This window comes from Campylobacter sp. S4:11, assembly GCF_024723695.1.
Classification (GTDB): Bacteria; Campylobacterota; Campylobacteria; order Campylobacterales; family Campylobacteraceae; genus Campylobacter_D; species Campylobacter_D jejuni_C.
The window spans coordinates 83,496-100,361 of the sequence record NZ_JANQDC010000002.1 but is presented as its reverse complement, the minus strand read 5'-3'; the positions used below and the strand labels follow the sequence as shown (position 1 = coordinate 100,361).

Sequence of the window (16,866 nt, the reverse complement as noted above, 5' to 3'; positions counted from 1 at the left end):
TTATTAAAAAATGAAGTGAAAATAAAATTTAATCTTTTTTAAATTTACGGGCTAGGGTAAAAAAGCTTCGTATAATTCCATAAAGTACATATAAACTTGCGATGATCAACGCACTTTCTAAAAAATACAAATAAAGCATAGAAAATAAGACTACCAAAAGGATTAACACTTTTAAAACATTTGCACGTTTTAAATCGATTTTTTTAAAACTAGGGTATCTTATATTACTTACCATTAAAAAAGCTAAAAGTATTTGAATGCATACTATCATTAAAGAAAAATCATGTAAAAAATCATAATATAAATAAGCACTTACCCATAAAGAACTTACAACTGCAGCTGTTGGTATGGGAAGTCCTATAAAAACTGAAGGCTCATAAGTGCCTGTGGTAACATTAAATCTTGCTAAGCGTATGGCACCAAAAACTACAAACAAACCTGCTATTAAGGAACCAAAACGACCATATTCATAACCTATGCTCATATAAAAAAGCATAGCAGGTGCAACACCAAAGGCTATTAAATCTGCTAATGAATCAAACTCAACTCCAAATTTAGAAGTTGAATTTGTAGCTCTTGCAACGCGTCCATCTAAGCCATCGCAAATTAATGATAAAATGATATAAATTAATGCTTTATCAAAATTTTGATTAATAGAAGCAATCACTGAAATAATGCCTAAAAATATAGAAGCAGCTGTAAAAAGATTAGGTAAAATATAAATTAGTTTAAAATTCATGGATTTAAATACCCTATCAATGCACCAATGCGTACTTTGTCATTTTCATTTACACAAATTCTAGTATCTTTTGGAAGCAATAAACTCACACTACCATCAAACATAAAACCTATATTTTGTCCATGGTTTAAATGATGGCCAAAATCATCAATATGAGTTTTTCTATTTAAAGCACCAAAAATGATGCGTAATGCCCATTGTTTGCCTTTAGAGCGTGCTAAAAATAGCATTCTTTCGCCCATTAAATTTGTATTTTTCATAAATGGACATAAAAAAAGCCCATGTCTTAGTCTAGTTTCTTCTATATCCATATCAAGTGGAGCTATGATATTGCCTTGATAAACGATATTATTTATAATTTGTACTTCTATGCATTCGCCAAGATCTTTATATGAGCTTGTTTTAATGCTTTTTATTTTTCCTTCTATGGGTGCTATGATAGTATTTGGATCTGCTATATAATCAACTTTACTAGTTCTAAAAAGACAAGCAAAAAGTATAAAAATACACCATAAAAGCCAAGAAAATCCCCATATAAATTGAGCTATTGCAAAAACTATAGCTAGGACTATGAGTAAATTCCAGCCAGCCTTTGCAATAAAATTTGTTTTCATTAGTTATCCTTAGTAGCTTCTTGCTCTTTTTCTTCTAAGCGCGTTGGAAGATTATTTTCTTCTTCATAATTTTTAATAATCTCTCTTACTTTAGTGCCATCAATAGTTTCTTCTTCATAGAGTGCTTGTACCATTACTTCTATAGCACCGCTATAAGCTTTTAAAATTTCTTTTACACCCGCATAGCGTTCATCTAAGGTTTTCTTTACATACTCATCTAAATCTTGAGCCATTTTATCAGAATAATCTTTGATAGTTTGTCCACCACTTAAGAAAGTATTTCTTTGTTTTTCAAGCACCATTAAACCCGCGATTTCACTCATACCATACATAGAAATCATAGCTTTTATGATGTCAGTTGCACGTTCAAGGTCATTGCTTGCACCAGTTGAAATTTCTTTAATGAAAATTTCTTCAGCTGCACGCCCACCTAAAAGCACATCAACTTCAGCTAAAAGTTCATGTTTTTGCATTAAAAATTTATTTTCTTCAGGGGTATTGAGTGTATATCCTAAAGCTGCTAAACCACGCGGTATAACAGAAACTTTACTTACTTTTTTAGCACCTTTTGTGGTTTCAGCGATTAAAGCATGGCCGCATTCATGATAAGTTACGATTTTTTTCTCTTTATCATTAATTCTACGTGATTTTTTCTCAAGTCCTGCTATAGCTCTTTCTACTGCTTCAACTAAGTCTTTTTGTTCTACATGTTTTTTAGAATCCCTACCTGCAAGTAAAGCTGCTTCGTTAATGATATTTGCTAAATCAGCACCCGCAAGACCTGCTGTTAATCTTGCGATATCTTCTACCTTTACTTCGGGCGAAATTTTAACATCTTTCATATGAACTTTTAAAATATCACATCTACCTTTAAAATCAGGCTTATCTACTAAAACTTGTCTGTCAAAACGTCCCGGTCTAAGCAATGCTGCATCAAGTACTTCAGGACGATTTGTCGCTGCTAGTACGATTACTGGTGAACTTTCAGTACCAAAGCCATCCATTTCTGCTAGAAGTTGATTTAAGGTTTGTTCTCTTTCGTCATTTCCACCCATCATACCACTTGCTGCACGTGATTTACCTATGGCATCAATTTCATCTATAAATACAATAGCTGGAGCTTCTTTTTTAGCATTTTCAAATAAATCTCTAACTCTGCTAGCTCCAACACCTACAAACATTTCTATAAAAGATGAGCCTGATACACTAAAAAATGGTACATCAGCTTCACCTGCTACTGCTTTTGCAAGCAAAGTTTTACCTGTACCTGGAGGGCCTACAAGTAATAGTCCTTTTGGAATTTTTGCTCCAAGATTGATGTATCTTTCAGGGTATTTTAGAAAATCAACAATTTCTTTAACTTCTTCTTTTGCTTCCTCGACACCTGCAACATCATTGAATTTAACTTTTGGTTTTTCCGAATTTACAAGTTTTTTAGAGCTTCCTATACCAAGTATGGATCCACCCATATTTTTTTGCATACGAGAGGCTAAAAACATCCATATACCAAAGAAAATAAATACCGGTAAAACCCAAGAAAGCAAGATATCTATAAACCAATTACTCTCATTAAAAGCTCCATAAGAAACGCCTTTTGAATCAAGCAAAGGCACAAAAGTAGCATCATTTGGAACTTTTTTAGTAATATATACCATATTTCCTGCTTTAGACACAGCTTTTATAGTGGTTTGACCTATATTAACTTGGGCAATTTGATTATTTTCAATTAAAGTTTTTAATTCAGAATAAGTAACTTTTTTGGTATTTTCTCCACCCATAATACCCATGCTACCATCATCTGAAAATCCTTTAAATAAAAGAATCATCACAATGGCAAAAATAGCAAAAATAAAAATAGGGTTTTTATTGAAAAAGCTATTATTGTTTGGATTATCTTTTGGTTCGTTTGGTTTTTTATTCATTATTTTGTTTCCTTTTTGTAAGCTAAACTCAACCATTCTCCTTTGTGTTTGCATTCTAACAAAGTCAAATCTTTGAATTTATCTTTAATTCTTTCTTCATATTTGTTTAAAATACCAGATAAGATTAAAATTCCACCTTCTTTGGTTTTTTCTTTAAGATCTTTTTCTAGTATGATTAAAATATCAGCAATGATATTTGCCACAACTATATCATATTTATGTAAGCTTTTATTAATAGAACCTACCCAAATATCATCAAAGCTAACTTGATTTAATTTTGCATTTTCCTTGCTTGCAACTATGGCTAGCTCATCTGTATCGCAAGCTTGTACTTTAGCTCCAAGCTTTGCCATGATAATGCTTAAAATCCCACTTCCACAGCCTACATCTAAGCAAAATTTGGAATTATCTGTGTATTTTTGTAAAAATTCTATACAAGTATAAGTACTTTCATGATGTCCTGAGCCAAAAGCTAAGGCAGGATCTATAATGATATTGATTTTATCTTGCATAGGTTTTTGCCAAGTAGTATGAATGTGAATATTGTCAATAGTTAAAGCTTGTATGCCTTTTTTATACTCATCTATCCAGTTTTTATTTTCTTTTTTTTCTAAAGTAGAATAAAAATAAATTTTAGTGCTGAATTTTTCACATAATTTTTGATGAAAATTTTGTAAGGCTATTTGAATAAGTTCTATATCTTCTTCTGATCGTATATAAATACCATCATTTTTTTCTTCTATGGCATCTATATCTAGAGAAAAAATAAGATCAAGGAATAAATCTAAATATTCCTTGTCTGTTTGAAAAAAAAGTTCGTAATAATGTGTTTGCATAAAAACTTATAATTAGCCTTCGTTTGTTCCTAAAACATCTTCAAGTTTTTCTTTTAATACTTGAGGTGTAAAAGGTTTTACGATATAGTTGTTTACACCTGCTTTTAAAGCTGTAATAACTTCTGCCTTACCGCCTTCTGTGGTTACCATAATAATAGGCATATCAGCGTATTTTTCTTCCGCTCTTACTTTTTTTACTAGTTCTAAGCCGTTCATTTCAGGCATATTCCAGTCGGTAATTAAAATTTTAATATCATCATTTTGTGAAAGCAAATCCCAAGCTTCAACTCCATGTTCAGCTTCTAAAACATCTTTATGGCCTAATCTTACAAGAGTGTTTTTGATTATTCTTCTCATGGTAGAACTATCATCAACTACTAATAACTTCACTTTTTTTCCTTTGTCTTGATATAATTACATAAAAGTGTAATTGTATCGTTTTTATTTTTATTAATCAATTAAAAGTATGTATTATATCATTTAAAAATAAAATTAGAATTTAATCACTCTCCGTTTTTGTTATGATTAAACTCAGGCACAATTTCCTTTAAAACTTTTGAAGGATCTGTACTTTGGAGTAATCTTTCTATTTCTTGATTTAAAATTTTCAAATCTTTAATTTCACTAGTGGTAACAAATATACTTTCATATTGAGTTTTTAAATCATCTTCATGGATTAAAAGTTCTTCATAAAGTTTTTCGCCTTTTCTTAGTCCAGTGATTTTAATTTCTAACTTTTTATTAGAAAGTAAAAGCATTTTTTTAGCTAAATCCATGATTTTAACAGGCTCGCCCATATCAAGCACAAATAACTCCCCACCTTTTGCAATAGCCGCAGCTTGTAAAACAAGTTGCACAGCCTCATCTACTAGCATAAAATAACGTACTATATCAGGATGAGTAAGAGTAAGTGGTTCATTAGCTGCAATTTGAGCTTTAAATTTAGGTATAACACTTCCACTTGAGCCTAAAACATTACCAAAACGCACACAAGCTACTTCAAAATTTTCGCAACTTGAACTTAGTGCATAAAGCTCACAAATTCTTTTTGTACAACCCATGATATTAGTTGGTCTTACAGCTTTATCAGTACTTATCATAACAAATTTGGCAACCTTGTAAGTTTTTGCAAGATCGATTAAATTTTTAGTACCTATGATGTTATTTAAAATAGCTGAATGTGGATTTTGCTCACACAAAGGCACGTGTTTATAAGCTGCCGCATGTAAAATCAAATCTATGTTTTTTTCTTGTAAAAGTTTTTCTAAAGCTTCTTTGTCTAATATACTCATCATAATAGGTTCAATTTTTTCTTTATGTAAGCTTAATTCTTCATTGATTTTATATAAATTATACTCACTATGATCAAGCATGATTAAGTGTTTTGCGCCAAATTTAATGCATTGTTTGCAAAGCTCACTTCCTATAGTTCCACCAGCTCCACTAACTAAAACTACTTTATCTTTGATAAAATCAATTACGCAAGCATTATCTAAATCTTTTGGCTTACGTGCTAATAAATCTTCGATACTTATATCTCTTGCTTCATTTTGCGTAAAAGAAAAAAGTTTTATATCATTAATCCCATAAGCAATAAGCTCATCAAAAAGCTTTTTTAATTCTTCTTGCTCAAGTTTTAAAGCAATGATAGCAGTATGAATTCCTTCAGCGGTATATTTTCTGATTGCTTCTTTTTCTTCAACTATAAATTTATCACAATAAGTACCTATTAAATTTTTACGCTCATCTACTACAGCTACAGGAAAAAGTCCTAAGCTCCCTTCTTTAGCTCCTTTTAATAAATGTAAAGCCTTTGAAGTAGCACCAACTACTATACAAGGATGTTCTTCATTATATTTTGGCTTTCTAAAATCAACTATCATTCTTTTGCTTATACGCAAACTTCCAATTAACATACAAGATAAAACGAAGTCTATTCCTATAACGCTTCTTGGAAAAGGATTAAAAAAATCATCATAAAAATAATAAATTGCTAAAAATACAAGTTCAGCCAAAGCTAAAGCAATAACTAATTTACGCGCTTCATTAAGTGAGAAAAATCTCCAAGCAACTTGATAAATTCTAAAAAAAGCTAGAAAAATGATTTTAAGTAAAATCAAAATCACAGCACTTTTAAACATACCTTCATAAAATTCGCTTGGGATGTCTGCACTAAAGCGTAAAGAAAAAGACAAATAAATACTTATAACAAAAAGTAAAATATCAGCGCCTAGGAAAAAACCTAAGCGTTTGCTTTTATAATCCATCTTAGTCCTTTAAGGTGTTTAAGATTAAAGTAGAAACTTCCTCTACATCGGCTTTACTCATAGTAGTTGCGCTTGGAAGGCAAATTCCATTACTAAAGAAAAACTCACTATTACCATTTAAGTAAGCATCGCAACCTTTGTAAAGTTCTTGTAAATGCATTGGTTTCCAAAGCGGGCGACTTTCGATTTTATTATCTTTTAAAACTTGTATGATTTTTAAAATTTTATCTTGAATTTGAACATTTTTATTTTCACATATACAATGTTTTTCATAAGTATTAAGTTTATTTAAATCAAAATCAAGTAAAGCAGTGCTTAACCAGCGATTTGACTTGGTATTTTCAAGCTCATCTAAAAAAGTAAAAGTTCCACTTAAAAATTCTTTATACCAGCTATAAATTTCACGCTTTTTACTCACTCTTTCTTCTAAAACTTCCATTTGAGCAGTACCGATTGCACCTAAGATATTGCTCATTCTATAATTATAGCCATATTCTTTATGCTCATAATGAAGGCAATTTTCTCTAGCTTGGGTACTATAAAATCTTGCTTTTTCAAGATTAGCATGATTTTCACTCACAAGCATGCCACCACCACCTGTTGTGATGATTTTATTACCATTAAAAGAATATACTCCAAAATCCCCAAAAGTACCTAAAGCTTTATTTTTGTAAAAACTTCCCAAAGCTTCAGCAGCATCTTCGATTAAAAAAATCTCATTTTCTTTACAAATTTGGACAATCTCATCCATTTTAGAAGCATTACCATAAAGGTGTGTTAAAATGAGAGCTTTCGGCTTTTTAGGACTTTCTTTGATAGCTTTTTTTAATAAATTTACATCTAAATTATAAGTTTCATCGCAATCAATAAATACAGGCGTAGCATTCATGTAAGAAATAGGTGCTACTGAAGCAATAAAGGTAAAACTTGAAGCTAGAACTATATCGCCTTCTTTGATGCCCAAAACTCTTAAAGCTAGATGAATGGCTGCAGTGGCTGCATTTAGAGCAAGTGCGTTGGAACTTTTTGTATAATCTTTAATACTTTGTTCTAAGGCATTAACAAACTCACCCAAAGGTGCTATATAATTACTTTCAAAAGCTTTGTGTATGTATTCTAATTCTTTTCCACTCATATGTGGCGCTGATAGAAAAAATCTCATTTTACCTCCTTTATTTTTTTAGCAGGAACTCCAGCATAAATACCTTTAGAAGTTAGGTTTTTAACCACAACTGCTCCTGCACCTAAAGTTATATCATCATTTAAACTCATACAAGGAATAACACTTGAATTAACTCCCAAAAAACAACGCTTTCCTATTTTTACATTTCCTGTTAGTTTAGCTCCAACGCTAATATGGCTAAACTCATCTACAAAACACTCATGCTCAATCACACAAGCAGTATTTAAAATCACACCTTTTGCAATGCTAGCTTTAGCATTAACTACGACATTTGGCATGATTAAAATACCCTCATCATCTAAAAAAGCACTTGGACTAATAATAGCACTTTTGTGTATCAAATTTACTAATCTAAATCCATCATCTTTTGCTTTTTTGAAAAGTTTTTCTCTAATAGAGTTTGCACCAATAGCAATAAACATATCGTGTTTTTCTAAATTGGAGTGATATTTTAAGCCTTTATTGTCATCTAAAAAGATGATTTTTTCATATCCTAAATTTCTAGCTACATCAGCACAGACTAAACCATGCCCACTAGAACCATATATATAAATACTTTTAGTTGTGTCCATTGAATTTATCCGTTGTAGCTACTCCTTCTTTATTAACCCCACTTCTTTTTAGAACTTTAACAATGGTCATAAAAAAGATTTTAAGGTCAAATAAAAAAGAGCAATTTTGCACATATTCTACATCATATTTAAATTTTTGCTCCCAAGAAATAGCATTGCGTCCATTAATCTGAGCCCAACCTGTAATGCCTGGTCTTACATCGTGGCGTTTTTTTTGCTCTTGATTGTATAAGGGCAAGTATTCTACAAGTAAAGGTCTTGGGCCTATGAAGCTCATATCGCCTTTTAATACATTAAAAAGCTGTGGTAATTCATCTAAACTCAAGCTTCTAACTAGCTTACCAAAAGGCTTTAAGCGTAATTCATCAGGAAGTAATTCTCCATTTTCATCGGTTTCATCACTCATAGTTTTAAATTTATAAATATAAAAAATTTTTTCATTTAATCCTGGTCTTGCTTGTTTAAAAAGCACACTTCCTTGAACGATTTTTAAAACAATACCTATAAGCACTATAAAGGGTAAAAAAATAATCAATAAAATCAAAGCCAAAAAAAAGTCAAAAACACGCTTTAAACCATTTTTATACATTTATAAAACCCCTATAAAAGTCAAGATATTTCAAAGCTATGATATTTTCATCATAATTTTGCGCTCTAAGAAAAGCATTTTGTGCTAAAGTATTTTTTAGCTTTTCATCTTCTAGTAAAACTGCGATTTTTTCAGCTAAATCCTTGCTATCTTTGCATTTGCAAATTAAACCATCTATGGCATTATCCACTGCTTCAATGCAACCTTCAGCATCACTAACCACACACGCTTTTTTACAAGCTTGTGCTTCTAAAACCGTTCTTGGATAGCCTTCTTTATAACTTGGTAAAACAAAAATATCGCATAAATTTAATAAATGTGCAATATCACTTCTTGCACCAAGATAAAAAACATCATTTGAGTTTAAAAATTCTAATGGTGCGCAAGATTTATTATCATCTCTTCCACCCACTAAAACAAAATTTGCCTTATCTTTTAAAATTTGGCTTACTTCATAAAATTCTTTAATTCCTTTATGCCAAAGCGCTCTTGAAATCATTAAAATGATGGGTTTATCAGGCATATTGTGTTCTTTTAAAAAAGCTTGTTTTTCTTCTGTGCTAATTTTTAAAGGTAAAAATTGTTTTAAATTTAGTCCTACGGATTTTATGATTTTGATTTTTTCTTCTTTTAAGCCTAAATTTTTCATAAATAAAGCATTGCTTTCATTGACAAAAATAAAACCATTAGCAAGTTTAAAAGAAATTTTATAAAGTAAATTAATACTCATTCTTACTAATTTGCTTTTAAAATCATCATCTATATAAAAACTTCCTAAGCCCTCAACTAAACCAAAAGTGTATTTAACACCCGCCATTTTAGCCGCTATAAGACCTGTTGTATTGCTTTTGTGAGCACTTGTTTGTAAAAGATCTAAATTTAAACTTTTGAGTGTATTTTTTAAACTAAGTAGATTTTTAAAAACAATTAAAGGATTAACACTTGATCTAGCTAAATCATAAAAGCAAACCTTATAGCCTAGCTCTTGTAATTTAATAGCAAAATCATCTTTTGGAGTGATGATTATAACTTCATGATTATTTTTTTCTAAAGCCCTAATGAGTGCAAGACGAAAATAATACACACTCATTGCACTATGGGTTAAAATTCCTATTTTCATCTTTTTAACCTATAAATTTTTGCTCTTGCATCATTAGTGACTTGTTCAAATAAATCTTGATCGTATTGATTTAATAAAAACATTTGTATGTAGGCACTATTATAAAGATTTTCATCTAAAATCACAAAGCTTTTGTATTCTCTTAAAAAGAGTAAATAAATTTGAGCCTTTGAATCAATTTCATTGTAATAAAATTTACCATTAGTGATGGATTCTATATCTACAAAAGCTTTTAAAGGTATGCTTGCACCTTCTACTTTTAAGGCTCTAAAATCATTAATAATTTCTACTCCATTATCAAGCATAACAGAGCCTGTTGTTTTATCTTGAGCTATGGCATTAGCTTGGGAGAAAAATAAACTTTTTTCTTGCTCTCCATTGTCAGGATTTGTATTTGCAAATTGTGCCACCACAGGCATGATACGCAACATTCTATAAGGCATATAAATATATACATCTCTTGTTTTATTGGTATCAAATTTAAAATCTTTATCATTTAAACTTTCTAAAAAATCTTTAGCACTTGTTTGGTTATAATCTTTAACCATAGCTTTTAAAACATCAGGGTAGTTTTCTTTGAAAGATTTTTCAGTGTATTCTACGCTAAGTCTTGCCATATTAGCTGCTGGAATTTGTTCTTTGCTTAATACAAAAGATGAGAAAAAATTATCTTTTCCTAGGTGTTTTCCACCATCGATCAAGGTTTTTACATCGCTATAATAGCGTATTGGATAACCATAATCCCACCAAGCAACGACATAATCTTCTCTTTGAGCTTTATTTTTTAAATCATTTAAAATACTAGCTTCATAAGAAGTAAAAACAGTAGAGGATTTATAATAATAAATATGCATCAAAGCAGGGCTTATACTAAAAAATGCAATGAGTATGAGTAAGATATTTTTATTTCTTAGACTAAGTTTGATTTGTTTTTTTTCTAAAAAATTAAAAAAAGCATATAAAAAATACCCAAAACCCAAAGCCATCACAGGAACTGCATAAATGGTAAATCTAAGTCCAGCTCTTAAAGCCATAAAACCTAGTGCAAGCATAGGTAGAGCCAAAAGCATACTTTTGTGATCTTTGCAAAGCAAGATAAAACCTATAAAAGAAAGGATAAATACTAAAACACTAGAACTAATTCTTTGCATAAACACTTCAGGATCGATAGTATTTACTTCCATAATGGTTTCATTGACATTAAAATACATAAAGGCAGCATCTTTTAAATTTTGCACATCAGAAGCTTTAAAAACATAAAATTTAATTTGATATAAAACAGGATCTAAGCCACCACTTAAATGTAAAATCAAAATGCTAATAAAAATCAAAGCCCAAATCATATAAAAATTAATTTTTTCTTCTTTAAAAGCAAAAATAGCAAATAATAATACAATCAAAGCAAGTTTATATTGCCATGCTAGCATACTTAAAGCTATGATCATCAAAGCAATAGCTAGATAAAAAATCTTTTCTTTTCTATGAAATACTAAAGTATAAAGTCCAAAAAGTCCTATCATGGCAAAATTTAAAGAATAACTCGATGGATACCACCACAAATAAATCATGATGAAAACCGGACTTAAAAGTAGGGTAAAAATGTCTTTATTAATAGTTAAGCGTATAAAGGTAAGCAAAATAAGCATTGGTAAAACTAACACTAGCATATCTGTATCATAATACCCACTCATAGTGCGGTTATAATAACTATTTGCAATGCTTCCAAGTAAGGCTGCTATAAAGCCATAGGTAGTGAGTTTATACTCTCTTGCGATTAATATAATAGGCACAACAATCAAAGAAGCAAAAAAAGTACTCATATATAAAATAATACTTTCAAAGCTAAAAGGTAAAATACTATAAAGCCAATAAGTTAAAGTAGAAAGTGAGCTTCCAAAATAAGATAAGTCATTAGGTTGATGAAAACCTGCTATCATATCCCTTGCACCTTCTGCAAACGCATAGCCATCATTAGTAGTAATCATAAGTTGATCATTAAAGAAAAACTCATAAAACTCACTTGCCCAAGCTACCCAGTATAACCTACACAAAACACTAAAAGCAAAGGCTATAAGGATTAAAATACAGGTATATTTTATAGAATTATTATCAGTGAAATTTTGTTGTAGTTTCATTTTATGCCTTGTTGAAAAATTCAAATAATTGCTTTGCTATGCTAATTTTATCAAATTCTTTTGCACGCAAAAAAGCCTTTTGTCTATATGAAGCTTTTAATGCTTCATCATTGCACATTTTCTCTAAGCCTTCTTGCATGGCTTTTTCATCATCTACTTTTACTAAAAGTCCAAACTCATCATCTAAAAATAGCTCCCTTGCGCCACTTTTATGATCAGTGCAAAGTACGGCAGTATTACAAGCTAGGCATTCGATTAAAACATTAGAAAAGCCTTCAAAACTTGAAGCAAAAGCAAAAAAGTCACATTTGCTCATGTATTTATAAGGATTTTTATCAAAACCTAGTAAAAAGACTTTATCTTTTAAATTTAAAGTTTCTATTAAAGCTAAAAGCTCATCTTTTAAAATGCCCTCGCCTAAAATGACTAATTTTAAATCAGTTTTAACCTTTGCATAAGCTCTTATAAGCATAGCATGATTTTTACCACGATCAAGCCTACCAACGCTTAATATAAAAGGATCTTTAAAGTCTATTTTTTCTTTAGATTTTTCTATAATGTTTTCTAAGTCTATGGCATTGTATAAAATATCGCATTTTTTAGCCTCTATATTGAAATTTTGTATTAAATCTTCTTTGTTTCCTATAGAATTTGCTAAGATTAAATCTGCTTTGTTATAAAGTTTTTTAATAAGAAATTTATTGATAAAAGAATTTAGATTATTATATTTATAAATTACACTTGGAGTGGTGCATTCATTGATAATAAGGGTTGATTTAAGTCCCAGGGATTTTGCCATTAACGCAATATAATTAGGTCTATTTAATAATACAAATTGCAAATTGATTTTTAAATCTTCACAAAGCTTTTTGTATTTTATAACTAGCAAGGGTAGTTTTAAAAATTTAGCTAAGTTACTTTCACTTGGATTTGATTTTTCAAGGTAGTGGATATTAACTTCAGGAATATCATATGATATTTTATCATTCATTAAAATTAAATGTATTTCATATTTTAAATTTAACACAGGTAATAGCGTAGATACAACCCTTTCAGCGCCACCACTTCCTAAAGAATAAATAAAAATTGCTAGTTTTTTCATTTTAAACCCTTACTTCTTTGATTAAATCAAGCCATTTTTGTGCTACATTGGTCACTTCATAATCTTTACATCGCTGCTGTGCATTAAGCGCTAGTGTTTTTCTTAAATTTTCATCTTGCATTAAAAGGGCGAGTTTTTCGCTTAAAGCTTTTTCATCATCTAAATCTACCAAAAATCCATCTTTTCCATCATCAATTAAATCTTTATGGCCACTTGTGTATTTAGTGCTAATGCGTGCTACTTGATAATATAAACTTTCAAGCAAAACCGTTGGCAAGCCTTCTATGAAAGAGCAAAGGCAGATTATTTTTGCTTTTTTATAAAGTTCTTGCATATTTTCAACTTTACCTAGAAAATTAACTTTGATATTTAAATTCTTGGCTTCTTGTTCTAAATCTTGTCTTAATTCTCCATCGCCTGCTATGAAAAAGTTGTATTGTTTTTGTAAATTTGTATCTAGTCTTGCTATGGCTTTTAAAAACATAGAAGCATTTTTATTATGATCAAGTCTGCCTACAAAAATGACATTATTTTCTTTTTCTAAATTTTCTTTAATAGGGCTAAAATGACAAGGATTTGGCATATTGATAACTTTTTTAACAAAGTTTTCATAGTAATTTTTATCATCATTACTTAGCACAGTTAGAGCATTTGCATGAGGAAAACTTATACGGCGTAAAAACTTCCAAATTTTAGATTTTAAATAAGTATAAGAGCTATGCTCGCTAATAATTAAAGGTATATTGGAGCCTTTATTTGCCCAAATGCAAGCAATATTAGTTGTATCTAAAAATGAGATAAAAACATCGCTTTTGTGGTCTTTAAGTGCTTGTTTTAAGGCTTTGAATTTTTTAATGCGTGAGGCTATTTTATTATAAAGAGTGGAAAAGTCAAACTGCTCTAGGGTAAAAAGTTTGATTTTTGGCTCAAGCTTGTAAAAAGAGTCTTCTTTGTGAAATTTAATAATATTTATTTCATGATTTTTGCAAAGTTCATTAGCTAAAGTGACTAATACTCTTTCAGCACCGCCTGAATTTAAAGTAGCTATGATGAAAGTGATTTTCATACTTGTTCCTTTAAATGCCCATGTTTTACTTCAAATACTCTATCACAACCTTGTATAGTTGAGAGCCTATGGGCTATGATGATGAGGGTTTTATCTTTTGAAATTTTATAGATTTCTTCCATGATTTTTGCTTCACTTTCTTGATCAAGAGCACTAGTTGCTTCATCTAAAACTAAAATTTCAGGTTGTTGATAAAGTGCTCTTGCTATGGCTATTCTTTGTCTTTGGCCTCCACTTAAAAACGAACCTGAATCACCTACCTTAGTATGCACTCCATCTTCAAGTGAATTTACAAAGCTTTCAAGATTAGCTTGTTTGATCACTTTGTGTAAAAGCGCTTCATCTACTTCTTCTCCAAAGCTAATATTTTTAGCAATAGAATCATTAAAAAGATAAATTTGTTGAGGTATGTAGCCAATTTTACTTCTAAAACTTTTTATATTGCTCTCATCAAGCTTAATTCCATCTACAAAAATAGCTCCATCACTTGGTTTTAAAAGTCCTATGATAAGATCAACTAAAGTACTTTTACCACTTCCACTTTTACCTATAAAAGCGATTTTTTCATTTTTATTAAGCTCAAAATTTAAATTTTTAAATAAATTTTTCTTACCCTTATAAGCAAAGAAAAGATTTTTCAAAACGATTTTTTCTTTAAATTCAATACTTTCATCACCTAGCTTTTCTTCTTTTTCATTAAGCATGTTATAAATAATATCTAAAGAGTTTTTATAATATGTGATTTCATTATAACTTGTGATGATACGATTAGCACTTGGCATAAGCCTATAAAGAGCCACCACAAAAATAGTAATAGTTGCTAAGATAGATGAAATATCACTTTCATATCTTAAAACTAAATACACCACAATAAAACAAAGCATACAAAAACCTATACCTTCAAGGTAAATTCTAGGAATGCTTGACATGCTTTCATTGCTAATGTTTGCTTTGGCAAAAAGCCCACTTTGAATTTCATAAAGTTTTTGTGTGCTTTGTTCTTTGGTTTTAAGTTTGATGATTTTAAGGTTGTTTAAATTTGCATTTAAAATTTCAAAATAATTTTTCATCGCCTCTTCTCTAGCTATGGAAGCTTTTTTTACCAAGGGTGAGAGGATTTTAATCAAAATAAAAGCATTTAAAAGTAAAAAAGCACTTAAAGCTAGGGTGATTTTATAGTTGATAATTAGCAATAAAGTATAAAGTAAAAACACCACAAAGCTTTCACTTAGCATAAGTAAAAAAGCACTAATTAAAGTGCTTAAATGAAATACTTCTTGAGTGATAGTTTTTAAAAGTTCTGATTGATTTTTGTTAGTAAAATTTTCATATTCAAGGTGTAGGTATTTATCAAAAATACGACAAGCAAGGCTGTGGTAACGCCCTTTAGAAAAACGCGCAAGCAAATGAAAATAAAAGGCATTTAAAAAGGCTCTAAAAATATAAAAGGCGATTAATATACAGCCAAAATAAGCAATAATCTTATAACTTGGTAAATTTAAATACTCATATATAGGTTGAAAATAGGAACTTTTTTCTAAAAGCTCAAAATTACTCGCTACCGATACAAAAGGCATGATTAAAGAAATAGCAAAGCTTTCTATAAATCCTATAAAAATAGAAAAAATTAGCAAAGCAAATAAAAATTTCTTATCATGAGCATTGAGTATGAAAAAAAGTTTTTTTAACACTGCTTTTCCCACTCATAAGCACTTTTGCAGATTAATTCTAAATCATCATATTTTGGTTTCCAGTTGGTTAGAGTTTTGATTTTATCCGCATTTGAAATAAGCACAGAAGGATCCCCAGCTCTTTTTGGTGCAAGTTCTACTGTAAAATCTACCCCACTTACTTTTTTCATAGTTTCAATAACTTCTTTTACGCTAAAGCCATGTCCATAGCCTACATTGAAAATATTACTTTCATTGTTTTCTAAGTATTCTAAAGCAGCTAAATGCGCACTTGAAATATCATCAACATGGATAAAATCTCTAATACAAGTGCCATCTTTAGTATTATAATCATCGCCAAAAATATAAAGTTTTTCTCTTTTTCCTGTGGCTACTTCAGCAGCAACCTTGATGAGCAAAGTAGCTTTTGGATAGCGTTGTCCTATAGGATAACTCATACAAGCACCTGCTACATTGAAGTATCTTAAAATGCAATATTTAAATTCAGGATTAGCCATATTAGCATCTTGTAAGACTTTTTCACTCATTAGTTTGCTTTGTCCATAAGGATTAATCGGTGCTAATGGACTTTGCTCATCTACGATAGGAGTTTGTGGCTCTCCATAAGTCGCTGCGGTTGAAGAAAAAATGAATTTTTTCACACCTGTTTCTAAACAAGTTTGGATTAGATTACTTGTGTTTGCGGTATTGTTCATATAGTATTTTAAAGGATTTTCCATACTTTCAGGAACTTCAATGCTAGCTGCAAAATGCACAATCGCATCAAATTTTTCTTCTTTGAAAAGTTTTTTAATCCCAGCATAATCGCTTAAATCTTGCTCAAAAAACTTAAAAGGTCTGATTTTAGAAAGTTCATCTAAACTTTTTTTACTGCCTTTTGAAAGATTATCTAATACACAAATTTCATGATTTGTTTCTAAAAATTGTTTTAAAGTATGAGAGCCTATGTATCCTGCGCCACCGGTGATTAAAATTTTCATTTTTATCCTTTTTGTGATATTTAATAATAGTTATTTTAATATACTTTTCT

At 30.1% G+C, this 16,866-nt stretch carries 15 protein-coding genes; all 15 read right to left on the bottom strand.

Annotated elements, in window-relative coordinates; translation table 11 throughout:
- Positions 1–28 precede the first annotated feature (28 nt).
- A complete protein-coding gene (pssA, locus tag CAMP5053_RS01115; protein ID WP_039628865.1) occupies positions 29–739 on the bottom strand; it encodes a CDP-diacylglycerol--serine O-phosphatidyltransferase in 711 nt (236 codons plus the stop codon).
- Positions 736–1,353: a phosphatidylserine decarboxylase gene (locus CAMP5053_RS01110; protein WP_337217117.1), complete on the bottom strand. Its 618-nt coding sequence runs from the start codon at positions 1,351–1,353 to the stop codon at positions 736–738. Before CAMP5053_RS01110 ends, pssA begins: the two co-directional genes overlap by 4 nt.
- Positions 1,353–3,275, bottom strand: coding sequence for an ATP-dependent zinc metalloprotease FtsH (gene ftsH / locus CAMP5053_RS01105; protein ID WP_337217116.1), 1,923 nt, complete (start codon positions 3,273–3,275; stop codon positions 1,353–1,355). Before ftsH ends, CAMP5053_RS01110 begins: the two co-directional genes overlap by 1 nt.
- Positions 3,275–4,111 carry a 50S ribosomal protein L11 methyltransferase gene (locus CAMP5053_RS01100; RefSeq protein WP_337217115.1) on the bottom strand — a complete coding sequence of 279 codons (837 nt, stop codon included), beginning with the start codon at positions 4,109–4,111 and terminating at the stop codon, positions 3,275–3,277. Before CAMP5053_RS01100 ends, ftsH begins: the two co-directional genes overlap by 1 nt.
- A 12-nt stretch (positions 4,112–4,123) precedes the next feature.
- The gene (locus CAMP5053_RS01095) at positions 4,124–4,501 is read right to left on the bottom strand and encodes a chemotaxis response regulator CheY (RefSeq protein WP_039619063.1); all 378 of its coding nucleotides are present in this window, start codon (positions 4,499–4,501) and stop codon (positions 4,124–4,126) included.
- A gap of 113 nt (positions 4,502–4,614) precedes the next feature.
- Positions 4,615–6,378, bottom strand: a complete 1,764-nt coding sequence (gene pglF / locus CAMP5053_RS01090; protein ID WP_337217114.1) for a UDP-N-acetylglucosamine 4,6-dehydratase (configuration-retaining) — start codon at positions 6,376–6,378, stop codon at positions 4,615–4,617.
- A 1-nt stretch (position 6,379) separates the two neighbouring features.
- Positions 6,380–7,540 (bottom strand): UDP-N-acetylbacillosamine transaminase, encoded by a 1,161-nt coding sequence (pglE, locus tag CAMP5053_RS01085; protein ID WP_133319738.1) that lies wholly within the window; start codon positions 7,538–7,540, stop codon positions 6,380–6,382.
- Positions 7,537–8,133, bottom strand: coding sequence for a UDP-N-acetylbacillosamine N-acetyltransferase (pglD, locus tag CAMP5053_RS01080; protein ID WP_337217113.1), 597 nt, complete (start codon positions 8,131–8,133; stop codon positions 7,537–7,539). Before pglD ends, pglE begins: the two co-directional genes overlap by 4 nt.
- Positions 8,120–8,722, bottom strand: a complete 603-nt coding sequence (gene pglC / locus CAMP5053_RS01075) for an undecaprenyl phosphate N,N'-diacetylbacillosamine 1-phosphate transferase (RefSeq protein ID WP_047208557.1) — start codon at positions 8,720–8,722, stop codon at positions 8,120–8,122. Before pglC ends, pglD begins: the two co-directional genes overlap by 14 nt.
- Positions 8,715–9,842: a N,N'-diacetylbacillosaminyl-diphospho-undecaprenol alpha-1,3-N-acetylgalactosaminyltransferase gene (gene pglA / locus CAMP5053_RS01070; RefSeq protein WP_337217112.1), complete on the bottom strand. Its 1,128-nt coding sequence runs from the start codon at positions 9,840–9,842 to the stop codon at positions 8,715–8,717. Before pglA ends, pglC begins: the two co-directional genes overlap by 8 nt.
- Positions 9,839–11,977: an undecaprenyl-diphosphooligosaccharide--protein glycotransferase gene (gene pglB / locus CAMP5053_RS01065; RefSeq protein ID WP_337217111.1), complete on the bottom strand. Its 2,139-nt coding sequence runs from the start codon at positions 11,975–11,977 to the stop codon at positions 9,839–9,841. The genes pglA and pglB overlap by 4 nt, the downstream gene beginning before the upstream one ends.
- Position 11,978: 1 nt before the next feature.
- Positions 11,979–13,079, bottom strand: coding sequence for an N-acetylgalactosamine-N,N'-diacetylbacillosaminyl-diphospho-undecaprenol 4-alpha-N-acetylgalactosaminyltransferase (gene pglJ / locus CAMP5053_RS01060; protein WP_337217110.1), 1,101 nt, complete (start codon positions 13,077–13,079; stop codon positions 11,979–11,981).
- A gap of 1 nt (position 13,080) precedes the next feature.
- Positions 13,081–14,145: a GalNAc-alpha-(1->4)-GalNAc-alpha-(1->3)-diNAcBac-PP-undecaprenol alpha-1,4-N-acetyl-D-galactosaminyltransferase gene (gene pglH / locus CAMP5053_RS01055; protein ID WP_214135956.1), complete on the bottom strand. Its 1,065-nt coding sequence runs from the start codon at positions 14,143–14,145 to the stop codon at positions 13,081–13,083.
- Positions 14,142–15,836 carry a BC-type lipopolysaccharide transporter PglK gene (gene pglK, locus CAMP5053_RS01050; RefSeq protein WP_133319731.1) on the bottom strand — a complete coding sequence of 565 codons (1,695 nt, stop codon included), beginning with the start codon at positions 15,834–15,836 and terminating at the stop codon, positions 14,142–14,144. Before pglK ends, pglH begins: the two co-directional genes overlap by 4 nt.
- A complete protein-coding gene (gene galE, locus CAMP5053_RS01045; RefSeq protein WP_039626879.1) occupies positions 15,830–16,816 on the bottom strand; it encodes a UDP-glucose 4-epimerase GalE in 987 nt (328 codons plus the stop codon). Before galE ends, pglK begins: the two co-directional genes overlap by 7 nt.
- Between the last annotated feature and the right edge of the window lie 50 nt (positions 16,817–16,866).